This is a genomic window from Mesorhizobium sp. M1403 (assembly GCF_040317695.1).
Lineage (GTDB): Bacteria > Pseudomonadota > Alphaproteobacteria > Rhizobiales > Rhizobiaceae > Mesorhizobium.
The window spans coordinates 1-13947 of the sequence record NZ_JAMYKY010000017.1 but is presented as its reverse complement, the minus strand read 5'-3'; the positions used below and the strand labels follow the sequence as shown (position 1 = coordinate 13947).

The 13947-nt window shown below is 57.9% G+C and carries 12 protein-coding genes; all 12 read left to right on the top strand.

The annotated features are described in order from the left end of the window. Positions 1 to 300 precede the first annotated feature (300 nt). The 12 genes from NKH01_RS23790 (at position 301) to NKH01_RS23735 (ending at position 13897) form a co-directional block, all read left to right on the top strand. Positions 301 to 1056 carry a response regulator gene (locus NKH01_RS23790; protein WP_352494212.1) on the top strand — a complete coding sequence of 252 codons (756 nt, stop codon included), beginning with the start codon at positions 301 to 303 and terminating at the stop codon, positions 1054 to 1056. Then, positions 1053 to 2468 carry a sensor histidine kinase gene (locus NKH01_RS23785; protein WP_353022720.1) on the top strand — a complete coding sequence of 472 codons (1416 nt, stop codon included), beginning with the start codon at positions 1053 to 1055 and terminating at the stop codon, positions 2466 to 2468. Before NKH01_RS23790 ends, NKH01_RS23785 begins: the two co-directional genes overlap by 4 nt. A gap of 883 nt (positions 2469 to 3351) precedes the next feature. Further along, positions 3352 to 4467 carry a porin gene (locus tag NKH01_RS23780; protein WP_353022718.1) on the top strand — a complete coding sequence of 372 codons (1116 nt, stop codon included), beginning with the start codon at positions 3352 to 3354 and terminating at the stop codon, positions 4465 to 4467. Between the two features lie 353 nt (positions 4468 to 4820). Beyond that, positions 4821 to 5612: an antitoxin Xre/MbcA/ParS-like domain-containing protein gene (locus NKH01_RS23775; RefSeq protein ID WP_352515605.1), complete on the top strand. Its 792-nt coding sequence runs from the start codon at positions 4821 to 4823 to the stop codon at positions 5610 to 5612. A gap of 366 nt (positions 5613 to 5978) precedes the next feature. After that, complete coding sequence (locus tag NKH01_RS23770; protein WP_353022716.1) at positions 5979 to 6938, top strand: aspartyl/asparaginyl beta-hydroxylase domain-containing protein; 960 nt, start codon at positions 5979 to 5981, stop codon at positions 6936 to 6938. Positions 6939 to 7163: 225 nt separating this feature from the next. After that, positions 7164 to 8051, top strand: coding sequence for a MipA/OmpV family protein (locus NKH01_RS23765; protein WP_353022714.1), 888 nt, complete (start codon positions 7164 to 7166; stop codon positions 8049 to 8051). 231 nt (positions 8052 to 8282) lie between these two features. Further along, positions 8283 to 8774, top strand: coding sequence for a class I SAM-dependent methyltransferase (locus NKH01_RS23760; protein WP_352788875.1), 492 nt, complete (start codon positions 8283 to 8285; stop codon positions 8772 to 8774). A gap of 177 nt (positions 8775 to 8951) precedes the next feature. Next, the gene (locus NKH01_RS23755; protein WP_353022712.1) at positions 8952 to 10061 is read left to right on the top strand and encodes a GMC family oxidoreductase; all 1110 of its coding nucleotides are present in this window, start codon (positions 8952 to 8954) and stop codon (positions 10059 to 10061) included. Then, the gene (locus tag NKH01_RS23750) at positions 9953 to 10585 is read left to right on the top strand and encodes a GMC oxidoreductase (protein ID WP_353022710.1); all 633 of its coding nucleotides are present in this window, start codon (positions 9953 to 9955) and stop codon (positions 10583 to 10585) included. Before NKH01_RS23755 ends, NKH01_RS23750 begins: the two co-directional genes overlap by 109 nt. A 460-nt stretch (positions 10586 to 11045) precedes the next feature. Further along, positions 11046 to 12218 (top strand): patatin-like phospholipase family protein, encoded by a 1173-nt coding sequence (locus tag NKH01_RS23745; protein WP_353022708.1) that lies wholly within the window; start codon positions 11046 to 11048, stop codon positions 12216 to 12218. A gap of 156 nt (positions 12219 to 12374) precedes the next feature. Further along, entirely contained in the window at positions 12375 to 13142 is a 768-nt protein-coding gene (locus NKH01_RS23740) for a DUF3313 domain-containing protein (RefSeq protein WP_353022706.1), read from the top strand. A gap of 134 nt (positions 13143 to 13276) precedes the next feature. After that, positions 13277 to 13897, top strand: coding sequence for an LpxD N-terminal domain-containing protein (locus NKH01_RS23735; RefSeq protein ID WP_353022704.1), 621 nt, complete (start codon positions 13277 to 13279; stop codon positions 13895 to 13897). The last annotated feature ends 50 nt before the right edge of the window (positions 13898 to 13947 follow it).

The window sequence follows — 13947 nt, the reverse complement described above, 5'->3', positions numbered from 1 at the left end:
CGGAAACATCTAAGTCTCCACCAGCAGCACCGCACATTTCGCGAATGTTCTTCGCAATCGCGCCTGGGGCATTAGTCCGGTTTTGTCATTGCCGTGGGTTTTGTATTGTTAAGAGTTGCTAAGGCGCAGCGGCTGAGCGGCCCGCCGGAAGCACCGGTGCGCGTCATTCATGGGCCGTAGATGCAGCGGCTGTCGGGCCCGGAGGCGGCCTGTGGGGGGCGCAGCAACAAAACTAAACACAATTGTTGCTGACAGCCATCATGTACAGCGTGTTATTCCGGAAGGGAAAGGGCAACGAAAATGGCCAAACCTATGGATAGCCTCGGATACAATGTCCTAACTCAAGCTTCAGCCCGAATCCTCGTCGTCGAGGATGACCGGGATATAGCCACCATGCTGATCGAGTTGATGAAGGATGCTGGTTATGCTGCCGAGACGGTCGGATCGGCGATGGAGATGGACCGCGTCTTAAAAAAGAGAGAGTTCAACCTTATTGTGCTGGACGGAATGCTGCCGGGAGAGGATGGTTTTAGCATTTGCAGAAGGATCAGGGCATCCGATACGACGCCCATCCTTATGCTCACCGCTCTGACGAAAGAGGTGGACAGGGTCGTTGGGCTTGAAATGGGTGCCGACGACTATGTTACAAAACCGTTCAGCTCCAGGGAGCTGTTGGCGAGAATAAAGGCGCTGTTGCGCCGTTCGTCTTATTCAAGCCAAGTCAGGCCAAGCCAAGACCCGATGACGTTCGCGGGCTGGCGCATCGACCCTGTCACACGCGAATTAACTGACGTTGACGGTGTGCATGTGCCGCTTACGACGGCGGAATTCGATGTGCTGCTTGTGTTCTGCGAGAATCCTCGCCAGGTGATGAACCGGCACGACATACTTGCGCGTACCCACGCTGGCGCTGCCGGACCTGTCGAGCGCAGCATTGATGTGCATGTGAGCCGTATCCGGCAAAAGATAGAGCCGAACTATAAGGAGCCCACTTTCATCAAGACAGTGCGGCTGGGAGGCTACATCTTCACTCCGGAGGTCTCGGTAGCCATATGATCGGTCGGTTCAGACGGGCGCCCATTCGGCTCCAGTTCGTCGTGCTCGCCGCGATCCCTATTCCGGCAGTGCTCCTTAGCGTTGTCGCGCTCTTGCCGGAGCCGTACATCTTCCAGGCCAAGCAAGTGGTGGCGGTCAGAAGCACGCAGATCGAATTGATCGTAGAGCAACTCAGAAACAGCGCGGACGATGCCGACGCCGAGAAGCTGCTGCGCGCGAGCGCTCCCACCGGTCTGGAGATGAGCGTTTTACCGTGGCCTGATCTTAACGTCGCAAGCAGCCACCAAGGGAATATGCAATTCATCGCCGATGATCTCCGCGACGTGCTGCCCTCTGACTTTGAGGCCACGGTTGTTCCGCAGGATTCTGAACACAATGCCCTGGCGGTGCGTGTCGACGCCAAGCGCGGCCTCCTGGTCCGGTTCTCTGACGCCGATACCTATCCAGCCGTGTTCGGCACGATTGTCGAACTCATTGCCAAGATTCTGATGTTGATCCTGCCGATGCTTCTGCTGGTCCTCTATATCGGCGGCGTGATCACGTCGCCTCTCGTCCGCTTCGCCGAGGCTGCAAAGAGCCTGCGCCTCGACGGCAACGAGGAGCAGTTGTTCACTGTCGCAGGCGCCAAGGAGCTTCGCACCCTCGCAACGGCACTTAACGACATGCGGCGCGGAATTCGCAAGATGGTTGATGACCGCACGCGGATGCTGACCGCAGTGAGCCACGACCTGAGAACACCACTGACGCGGCTAAGAATGCGCGTGGAGCGATCAAAGGAGATCCCGTCCAAACAAGCGATGCTTGACGATATCGCTACATTGACAGCGATGATCGAGGAAAGCCTCCAGTATCTGAGCAGCACGGCCCGCGACGAGCCGCTTCGAAAAGTTGATATTGCGGCCCTGATAAAGACAATCGTTGCCGGGTTCTCCGATGTTGGACACACAGTGATTTACGTCGGCCCCGAGAGATTCGGATATTCATGCAAGCAGAAAGGGCTGACGCGGGCAGTCACCAACATCGTGGAAAATGCCGTCAGATTCGGCAAGATCGTGCATGTCCAATTGTCCAATTTCCCGCCAAGCAAAGTGTCCGTTGTTGTGCAAGACGATGGCCCCGGCCTTGCAGAAGGTCTCCACGAGAAGGCTCTAGAGCCTTTTTTCAAGGCAGATGAGGCCAGATCCTCGAATACCAACAGCGGTTTTGGTCTGGGCCTTTCGATCGCGGATGAGATCGCAAAGAGCCATGGTGGCTCGCTGTTGCTCGAGAACATATCGCCGCATGGGCTACGGGCAACTATATCGTTGCCGCCGGAGCAGGTTGTTCCGCTCAAAAACAGCAAGACTGACGAGATGCAACGACAGGCTTCAACGCGGCAGGCGCTCGCCAAGGGCAGGCAGTCGACCACGTAGCAGGACGCAGGATGCGTGACGTTTGACAGCCGCGTTCAAAGTCTTATCGCGGTGAGGGCGGCGTCTCCTGCGTCCGCAAGGGCTCGTCCTTGCCATGACACCGGTGCGACCGCGCCGCCGCATCCTGAAGCAGTTTCTTCATCTCTCTCAAAGAGACCCGGTCCGCACGCATCATCTGTCTTATGAGTGGGTCTTTCAGGATGTCTGCCCGCTTTAGATCGTCATGGACCATAAACGGTCTCCGTCTTTATCGCATTCGAACGTAGCCGCGGCCGAGATCCTGGCGATGTCAAAAGCGGGACAAAACCAAGGCGGTCGGTGAAGTTTTGTTGCCGGCCACCGTGGCGGGTTCGCTCCGGTCAAAAGTTCCATCGGCAACCGAAATGGCCACGGCGATCGGTGAGCTTGCCTCATGCCGAGGCCGGCGCGCTCGGTCACTGCGCAACTGTCGGGCTGCTCCCTCGCCAGCCAAACTGCCCAGCGCCTGTCTGGGCCCGACCCGATCGAAATTGCTTCATTGGGCATATTTCCGCGCGCTAACGGACGCGATTGCATAGGAGGCCTTCTCCCGAACGACCAAACATCGTGAACTGGCTGCGGGAGAAGGGTATTTCACGATGAAATGTAAAATCGTAACATACGTTGCAAATGTGCCATCAGTTCCACGCGGATTATAAGTACAAGTCGTGCCGAAATAGGTGATATTTACGCAACATGAGTGCATATACTTAGTAATTGTCGTCACACGATCGCAAAATACCATTGATCAATTCGACCCCATCGATAATCCCTTGCGGAGAGGCGGCGCGTCACGCTGCTTCGTGGACGGGGATCGAGGCTAAGATCTTGGCCAGCCCCTTTTAACTTCACTGGAGGTCAGAAAATGAACATCAAGAGCCTGCTTCTCGGCTCAGCTGCGGCCCTGGTCGCAGTTTCCGGTGCTCGCGCCGCCGACGCCGTCGTCGTTGCCGAGCCGGAACCTGCTCAATACGTCAAGATTTGCGACGTCTACGGCGCTGGCTATTTCTACATCCCCGGCACCGAAATCTGCCTGCGCATCGGCGGCTACATCCGCTACGACGTCGGCGTCGGTGACCGGGAGGGCGCGCAGAACGTTCCGGATCATCTCAAAACCGGCAAAACAAACGACACCTACTACAAGCAGGCCCGCTTCACGCTGAGGACCTACACCGGTCAGGAAACCGAGATGGGCACCTTGAAGACCTACACCGAGACCCGGTTCAACTTCGGCAACAGCAGCGGCGATTATGCTGACCCGGATGGTGCTGGCCCGTTGGTTGGCGGCGCTGGCTGGCAGGCAGGTAACAAGGACGTATCGCTGAACTTCGCCTGGATGCAGCTCGGTGGTCTTCGCGTCGGTAAGGACGAATCAGCCTTCGATACGTTCATCGGCTACGCCGGCAACGTCATCGACGACACGATCGTCCCATACGGCTCGTTCGACACCAACGTCATCCAGTACTACTTCGACGCTGGCAACGGCTTTTCGGCCGTGGTCTCGCTCGAAGAGGGCGCTGGCGCCGAGACGATCGACAGCTATGTCCCGCATGTCGTTGGCGGCGTGAAGTACACGCAGGGCTGGGGCGCGGTCACTGGCGTCATCGCCTATGACAGCAACTATGAAGAAGTGGCGGGCAAAGTTCGCTTGGACGTGAACGCCACCGACGAACTGTCGCTGTTTGTTATCGGCGGCTACGGTTCGGACTCGAATGCTGCTCACAACTTCTACAAGCTATGGGATGGCGAGTGGGCAGTCTGGGGTGGTGGCACCTACAAGTTCAACGAGAAGACTTCGTTCAACCTCCAGGCCTCGTATGACGAAGGCAAGACCCTCGGTGTCGCTGCCAACGTTGCCTACGACCTCGTCCCCGGCCTCACGGCCACGGCAGAAGTCGATTACTACAACAAGGGTGCCAGCGTGTATCACGCCAAGACCGATGGTGTCGGCGGTATCCTTCGCATGCAGCGCTCGTTCTAGATTTCGTCTGGTCTGGCTTGGTCCGCGGCGGGCGCCGCGGACCGTTTTCTTTCCGGCTTTTCGCATGACCGTCGGACTGCATTAGCTTTCCGGCGCTGCGCGGTAGTAGAGAAAAGGCAGATCGCGGTAGCACTCGACTAGGGCCCGGCCCTCTCGTTCAATCGCCGCAAAGCAACGGCATCTCAGGCGCTCTAGGTCAGAGAGGCAATGGTGGAAACGCTCGATCAAAATCGAAAAGAATGGAAATATCAGAAAATATTTCTAAATCTATTCAAACAAATTATTGCTTTAAAAAGCAATGGAGACCGTTATTTTAAAAAGGTTTCCACCTAAATCGCAATAGAGGTCCGATTATGAGCTCTCGTAAGCTGATCATCCTGACTAAAGCCTTGATGGGGTCCGATGATGATCAGCGCGCATATTTGTATCGCGACAAGGTGATGAAGGTTCCGGGTGTTATCAGCGCGGACAGTTTCCGTTGCGCGGATCATCCCGGAGGCCCAAGCCCGTATCGCTGGGGTTGCATGGTGACCTATGATCACGAGACTACGGACGTCAGGCAGGTAATAGAAGGTGCGGTGGCAAGCTCGGGAAACGAAAGCGAGCTCGGCGGCGCAACGCGCGAACCGGACTCTGTTACCTACTTCGAGCCCGTAACCGAATTCAGGCGCAAGACGGAGTTTCTTCGTGACAATGTATCCAGGGGCACAGGGCCGTCTGAACAAACAAATGCCGATTTGGCGCGAGTGAATGCGGGGCGAGAGTCTGAACCCTATTTGACGCGATGGCGACTCGCCGATGTTGCCACGATGCGTCTTGAAGACTGGGCAGGCGCGGTTGTCGGGCCAACATACCTCGAGGAAAATCTGCAGATTCCGAGATCGACGTTGCACCGCTGGCAGAAACGCAACCAGGTTATCGCATTGCGCAAGGGCCTCGGCCGGCACGTGTTCCCGCTGGCCCAGTTCGTTGACGGCAGACCCGTTGCCGGAATACCTGAAGTGTTCGCGCTGGCAAAGCAGCCAAGGCTTGCGTGGTCATGGCTCGTTCGCCCTTCACCTTACCTCGAGGGCAGTATTCCCATCGATTTGCTGAGACGAGACCTAGTCGACGAAGTCGTGATAGCTGCCAAACGTTCGTTTTAGCTGATCATTCGTCGAACGCGAAAGTTGAAGCTTGGAATCCCCCGCGCAGCGAGTGATGTCAGGCGAAAGTCGTAGGCCGAAGCGGCCATAGCAAGCACGCTCCCAGCATAGCAGATCATTTCGAGCAAGGTTTGGCTCCGGCCCTCATCGGCCGGATGGTCGTCCGGCGACCGTCCGTGATGAATCGTCTGGACCGAAAACAACTCTTAACAACACAAAATCCAATGCAACGACGAATCTGGACTAATGCCGCCATCCGAACGTGCGAGCGCGCCTCGGATGAACACATTCTGAAGTGTCTGACTTGGGTCGGCGCAACGGAAGCATCTCAACATCGCGGCAACTGGCGCATTCTGGGCAAATCTCATGCTAATTCTTGTCGTCATGGTCACGCTAGTGGCCGCGAGCACCGTGTACGTCTACCGCTTCCGGGGTGAAGTTCGCTACGAAAGCCTGTCTGAATACATCCGCAAGGGATGGCCAATTTTTTCGCCGTTGAATTGTGCCTTGTACATGACAACGCTGCCGCACGGATCAAGGGCTGTTCTCGACCCGGCCGATTTTCCTGAACTCGAGGTGCTGCGTCAAAACTGGCACACCATTCGCCAGGAAGGCCTTGAACTGCTGCGCCAGAACTACTTCGACGCCACCAAACGACCGGGCACGGCGGGAACCTATGACGTCGGCTTCCGCACGTTCTTCAAGTACGGCTGGAGCCGCTTCTACATTAAGTGGTACGGATATGAGCACCATTCAGCAAAACGCCTTTGCCCCAAGACGGTCCAGATCCTCCAGAGCGTGCCAAGCGTCCATGGAGCGATGTTTGCCTATCTTCCCAAGGGCGCGCAACTGACACGGCATGCCGATCCGATCGCCGTGTCACTGCGCTACCACCTCGGTCTTGTCACCCCGAACTCCGACGCCTGCTTTATCAATGTCGATGGCCGCAAGTTGAGTTGGCGCGACGGCGAGGCCATCATGTTCGATGAGACCTACCTGCACTTCGTGCGCAACGATACCGACTGCGATCGCCTCATCCTCATGTGCGATGTCAAAAGGCCCTTGAACCCGGTGGGTGCAGTGTTCAATTTCTTCTACGAAGGCCTGACACGAGCCACGGTGGTGCCTAATACCCCGGAAGACCATCGTGGCTTCGCCAACAGGGTCTTTGCGGGGCTCGCGCCGTTCCTAGCAGGCACCAGGGCGCTGAAGTCGACGAACCGCCCCTTGTACCTCGTCATCAAATGGTCGGTGAATACCTTGCTGTTGCTGTTGGTGTTGGGGCTGATTGCCGGTGTAGCACAGTTGCTGAGCCAACTCGTCTAAAGCACAGTTTTTAGTTGGCTCCTGATGTGCGTGATCTGAGCGAAGGCCGCGCGATTGTTACCCCGCCATAGCAACCCAGACGGGTCGAGCCGCAACATGTCTTAACATCACTAAACCCAAAGCAATGTCGTAGTCCGAGATAGTGCGTGCGCTGGAGGTACGACTGTGTCGGGCTTCCCTTTTGCCGTCTTTGAATACCTCCACCATCCCCAGGAGACGATTCGCATGCCAGCCACAAAGTCTCGCTCAACCCGCTCGCGGGATGCTCTTGTCGCCACGAGCCTCTCAGCAGTGGCTTTTTTGCCGTTCCAAGCAGGCGCAGCTGAACCGTTCGAGAATGAAGCGGCTGCAACAGTGCCCTCTGCGGATGCTGTCGACGAGAGACGGTACGGCCCCATACGCCAGAAGCTTGCCGACTGGAACGTGAAGCTTGCCGACTGGAACGTGATGCTTGCCGCCGGAGCTATGTACGCGCCAAAATACGAAGGATCCGATGAGTTCGAACTCGTCCCGCTACCGATGATCTCCGCAACCATTGGTCGTCTTACCATTGATCCGGGCGGCCTGAGCATCGATGTGCTAGAATCCAACGGTTTCAAGGTCTCGGTGAAGGGCGGCTATGACATAGGCGGAGGGCGAAAGGAAAAGGACTCCAAGCACCTGAAAGGCCTCGGTGACATTGACGGCGGCGGCGTCGTCGGAGCGCAGATCTCATACGAAATGGGGCCGATGGAAATTTATACATCTGTCGACAGGACGTTCGGGGGCAGTGACGGCCTGATTGGTCAAATCGGCGCAAACGTTTCCCATCACTACAACGCATTTATTCTCTCTGCGGGCGTGTCGGCGACCTTCGCAGACAAAAATCATATGCAAAGCTACTTTGGGGTGACTGCTCTGCAGTCGGCAAGATCGGGGTTGCGGCAGTACGATGCAGGTGCAGGGCATAAGCGCTTCGATATCGAAGCTTCGGTAACGTACATGGCATCGCAAAACTGGTTTGTGCGCGGGCAGGCAGGGGTTGGCTTCCTCACGGGCGACGCGAAGGACAGTCCGATTGTTCGGAAAACAGTGCAGCCTTCAGGGATGCTCATGGCGGGCTATAGGTTCTAGGACTTCCGTACTAACTCCCGCGCTACCCCTTCGACACTTTCCGGCCAGCACCAGCCCTTAACTCTGCTGCCTGATCGGCGTTTTCCGCCTTAGGCTTACGGATAACAAATATTGCCTGTCGGTATGCGGAGCTCCGCAATGTTGGATCCTACTACTCTATTTCGAACCTGGATGTCGGATACCTTCCGGACGGCCTGGCTCGTGCCTTCCGGGAGAGCTCTGGCAGTGGCAATGACTCGCGAAATAGGTTCTGCGCAGTCTCCGGTGGTTGAGCTTAGGCCCGGAACCGGTGTCTTCACCCGACAGCTTATCATACGCGGCGTGCCTCAGCAGCGCATTGCGCTCGTCGAAAACGCTGCGTCCCTTGCCCGCGTGCTACGTCGGCAGTTCCCCGCTGCCGCGTTGCTGGATATCGACGCAACGGAGTTGCGGCGATGCAATCCCTTTGACGGGGAAAAAATAGGCACGGTGATCAGCAGCCTCCCGCTTTCTACTATGCCGGCTTGGCGTGTGTTCGCCATTCTGTACGGCGCTTTTCACATTCTTCGGCCGGGAGGAGCCGTCTATCAGTTCACTTACGGCTGGCGGTGCCCAGTACCTGACACCGTTCTCGACCGGATCGGGCTTGAGGCGACGTTTATGGAATGGGTCTTCGCAAACGCGCCGCCTGCGCAGGTTTACCGGATCGCCAGAAGATCGGACGCGATCGGGAGTGAACGATGAGCTTGTCGTCAGCCATCCACCGCCGACCCAGCCCACATCAAACTGCGGACGTCAGCGGCTGGCCGCTCTGAAGACAACCTGATCCTGCAGCAGCTCAGGCGCACCGTCGACGCGATGGTGGCCTTCCCCGTTGGGCAGGGTTGCCAGGCCGTTTAACCATGGATCGAGGGAACCCAGATGATCCAAGTCGTGCGGTCCCCCAGGAAAGGAGGATACGACTACGTGGTCATCGGCTCTGGTTCGGCCGGTAGTGTGGTGGCCAGCCGGTTGGCAGAGGATTCTGCCCGAACGGTCCTTCTCATTGAGGCGGGCGGGTCCGACCAGTCGACCGATGGAAGCATGCCTGCGGCCATAGGTCTTCCGTTGATAAGCGATCGGTATAACTGGAAATATTTCGGTATGCCCGAGATGAGGAGGGGCCAGGACGTCGGCGTCTATCAACCCTGCGGCAAGGTGTTGGGAGGCTCTTCGTCTATCGGTCGCATGAACTGGACGCGCGGCAACAGGAAAGACTACGACAGTTGGGCAAGCTATGGCGTTCAGGGTTGGAGTTACGATGAGGTTCTGCCGTTCTTCAAAATGTCTGAGACTTTCGAGGGTGGCGACAACCGGTTCAGGGGAGGCCAAGGCCCGATTCAGGTTGAGCGTTCCAAAGCCGACAATCCTCTGTTCCAGGCCTTTCTTGCCGCGGGCATGGAGGCAGGTCACGGCGTGAATCACGACCACAACGCGGCTTATCTAAGCGGCGTCCATCGCATCCAACACAACATCGACAACGGGCGCCGAATGAGTGCGTCCTTCGCCTATCTCCACAATCGGCCGGTCCGGCCAAATCTGGATGTCTTGCTCAACGCGCGCGTAGTTCGCATCATTTTCCAGGGCCATCGTTGTGTTGCGGTCGAGGTAGTTAAAAACCGCACCCGCATCACGATCCCGGTCCATCAGGAGGCCATTTGCTGCGCAGGAGCATTAGTCTCGCCGCAATTGCTCATGCTGTCGGGTGTCGGACATGCGGACCATTTGCGACAGCTAGACATACCGGTCGTCTCTCACTTGCCGGCAGTTGGTCAGGGATTAAGCGATCACATCTGTTTCTGTGTTGAATATGAAGTCAAGGATTCCCGCGAGTCGGCCGCTCAAACCCTGCCCTTTGGTGGAGGACTTACGCCGGGTCTGGAATGGCTACTATCCCGGCGCGGCCCGGGGACCTCAGGTCTTTTCGAGGTAGGAGCCATGCTATCGTCCGACCAGACGGTGAGCCGGCCCGATGTGCAGATAGGCAGATAGAATGTCTTGCGGCGCGATCGAGCTTCGGCGCCGGCGAAATCAGCATTGCCCCAGGGTTTCAGTGCTTTGTCAGCCTTCAGCGGCCTACAAGCACGGGTCTTGTTTGGCTGAGTAGCGCCGATCCTTTTGCTCCCCCGGCCTTTCGGTTCAACTACCTACGAACAGAGCATGACAGGAAGCTGGCGGTTGTCGCGCTCAGGCAGCTGCGCGACTTGATGAACCAGCCCAGCATGGTGACCAAGCTCAAGGGCGAGGTCGGGGAACAGGTCGCCTGTCGCACCGATAAGACGTTGCTGTCCTGGGCAAAACGGGTCGCGAAATCCAGCTATCATCCTTCGTGCACGTTGCGTATGGGGAGGGGAGAGGGGAGTGTTGTGGACTCGTCCGGAAAAGTGCACGGGTTCGACAATCTGAGGGTGGTGGACGCATCGATCTTCCCCACGATCCCTACGGCGAATCTTAACGCGCCCACGATCATGTTGGCGGAGAAGATCTCTGCCGATCTGATCCGGGTGTTGGCGTAAGCGTCGTCGGGAACGGCCTGTGGGGAAAGGGCGCGCTTTCCAGTCAACCAAAACGAACAAGAGCCAAACCGGCAGCGCCGAAACGTCCGCCATCAGCACCAGCTCAGTCGGTGCTAAGGTCGGCCGGGGAAGCATCCGCATAGCTTCCGCCGACCGCAAGATGCGGTACCAGCCCGGCATTGGCACATTGTGCGACGATCTTCGCCGAGCCCGTTCCTTCAAAAAGTCAAACCATTGACGGCCGCGGCCTTCGACTCGGCGGCGCGGCTTCTTAAGCGCAGAGCGTTTGCCGGCGAGGATTGCAGGGCGAAACAACTCTTAACAATACAAAACCCACGGCAACGACAAATCGGGATTAATGCCGCCAGACGCGATTGCGAACAGCGGTCGCGGGTATGCCGACCGCCGGTGGAGACCTTGATGGTTCCTTCCGGCGATGGCCCGGGACAAGGCGGTAGACATGCATCGACTGGTGGCCATCGTCCTGCTGGCCTTCCTTGCGGGCTGTTTGGCGCCGGACCGCATTGTTTACGGGCCAAAGGCTGCGACGGTAGCCAGCATCCAAGGGTTCAGCGACATTCGTATTTATGCAGATTCGGCCCGGAAACTGCGCGACGCGCAAACCTGGTTGCCCATCCCGAGACACAAGGAAATCAACTACCTCGTCCTGTCGAGCGGCGGTGGCGCAGGCGGATTCAGCGTCGGCGCGCTCAAGGCTTGGTCGGACAATGGACAGCGGCCGGAATTCGAGATGGTCAGCGGTGTCAGCACGGGCGCGCTAATTGCGCCTTACGCCTTCCTAGGCTCGGCCTACGACCAGCCCCTCGTGGATCTCTATACAAGCGGTGTCGCCAAGGAGTTGGTCGATGCGGATTTCCTACCGAAAGGCCTCTTCGGAGCAAGTCTCCTGAAACAGGAGCCGCTTCGCAAAATGGTCGAGCGCTATTTGACGCGAGACATACTGAAAAAAATCGCGGCTGAGCACCGCAAGGGGCGACGACTGCTTGTTTTGACCTCCAACCTCGATTCCCAAAGAGCGGTGATCTGGAACATGGGCGCCATCGCCAGCAGCGGGCGGCCCGGTTCGCTGAAACTCTTCCAGGACATACTCATCGCCTCGGCAAGTATCCCCGGCATTTATCCGGCCGTGCTCATCCGCGCCGAAGCTGGAGGGGAGGCGTTTGAAGAAATGCACTCCGACGGCGGTTCAGCGACCCAGATCCTGACGATCCCGGAGGGGTGGATAGCCAATTCGGACAAAAGCGTCCTGCCTAAGAACCTCAAGTTCAACATGTACATCATCATCAACAATGCGCTCATGCCAGAATTTACCACGACAACGAACAATACGTTTTCTGTCATGGCCAGGGCGAATTCCACCCTTGTCAAGTCACAGACCCGCAGTGCGCTGCTGGCCACTTACGTCTACGCCCAAAAGAACGGCATTCGATTTCGCGTGGCTTCGATCGACAAGCAGCTCCCCTACAGCATGACCGATCCGTTCAACACGGACTACATGCGCGCCGTCTACAACCTGGGATACACAAAAATGGCTCGTGGCAGCCTGTGGCAAGACAGGCCCGTGTTCACCGACAAGGTTGCTGCCGATCAGCCAGCGAAACAGATGCAGTAGCCACCCGCCTGCCTCCCTCCATTCCCCAAGCCCCAACAGGAGAACGAAGTGCCAAATTTCCATACAAACCAGGCTGCCGGTCGGCTGCAGCATAGATCGATCGGCGCCGCGCTTCTGCCGTCGCTGCTTGTATCGGCAGTTGCCGGCTGCACCTCGGTGCCACTCCAGCCGGACAACTCGCTGGCCTCCTATGACGGTCTCACCAAGGTCGACGGGCGAATAAGAAAGGCAGAGTACAAGGCTGTCCCCGAGGATCTCAACGTAAGCAAAACAGTGTACATTGAGCCTACGCTGGTTTCGCCAACCGCAGCGCAATCCTCCATAAAGCCCGCCGATCAGGCCTTGGTGGCAACCGTAGTTAGCCGTGCGCTCTGCGTTGGCGTCAGCGATCGCTTCGTAGTCACGGACGACAGAGAAAGCGCCGATCTGGTTGTTCATGCGACGGTCACCCGCATTGTGCCAACGAACGCCACAGTCGCCGGCCTGTCGACCGCGGCGTCGATTGGGGCTTCGTTCGCGTCCTCCTCCGTCCCTGTCCCGAGGATTCCGTTAGGACTGGGCGGGCTTGCCGTCGAGGCCGAGGCGACCACGAAGGATGGAAAACAGGCGGCTGCCATGGTGTGGTCGAAGGGCGCGAATTTCGTGACAACAGGCGCGCGGATGTCACAGATTGGCGATGCCTACTCTCTGGCGGAGAGTTTCGGAAGTGACTTTTCCAAGATGCTTGTCACGGGCAAAACACCATTCAAATTTGGCTTCCCGAAGCTTCCGTCTTATCAGAAGCTGAAATCCGGGCTCGGCGGCAAACCCAAATATCAGGCTTGCGAAAGGTTCGGTCGGTCGCCCGGCCTGAAGGATTTCGCAGGCGGGCAACTCGGTTTGCCGCCGTCCTGGACGGACAAGCCAGCTCGCCCGCAGAGCTAGAGTAGAATTTGTATCGACCAACTCCATCGCCGGGCATCCGGATTTATGGACTGCGTCGTCCGCATGCGGACCCGCGGTAAGTCGGTCGGCCTGCACTCCCCTGCCCCCCGACAGGCCGACCGACACTTTGATGAATGCAAATCAAACCAAACCAGTCCTGCCATGAACCGAGCCTGACCGTGCCGCCGATCTTTCAGCCGAGCGGATTAGCTTTAGCCGAACTCGCCAAAGAGGCGGGAGTGCTGCTGCCCGCAGCTGCCAATCCAGACATGCTTCTGCAGAGCGGGGCGAGCCTTGAGACGGCACGGTCGTGGCATATCGCGTACATTGATCATGCACGCTACACGAACGCCTTGCGCACCACCAAGGCCGGCGCTTGCTTTGTCACGGAGCGCTTCGCCCATCTGGTGCCGCCTGGCACGGTTCCCATCACCGTCCGGGACCCCCGCCTTGTTTATGCCAAGGTGCTTGCCCGGCTACACCCCGAGGCATTGCGAGCCGCGCCGCTTTTGGGCAGCCCTGATGTCACCGGGGGATGTTTTGTGCATCCATTGGCGCAGATCGGCGCCGGCGTCGTGCTCGATCCTGGTGTTGTCATCGGAGATCGGGTGTTCATCGGAGCCGGCACCACAATAGGCGCCCATGTGGTGCTGGGTCCGGACGTGGTAATCGGCTGGGACTGCTCTATCGGCCCTAGCGTCTCAATAGCCCATTGCAGCTTAGGTGTGGAGCCTCAACAGGTTGTCCTCGGTTAGAGCGAGGCGACTGATAGGTGTTTTTGACTTTAGGCTGCCGTGGGGGCGAT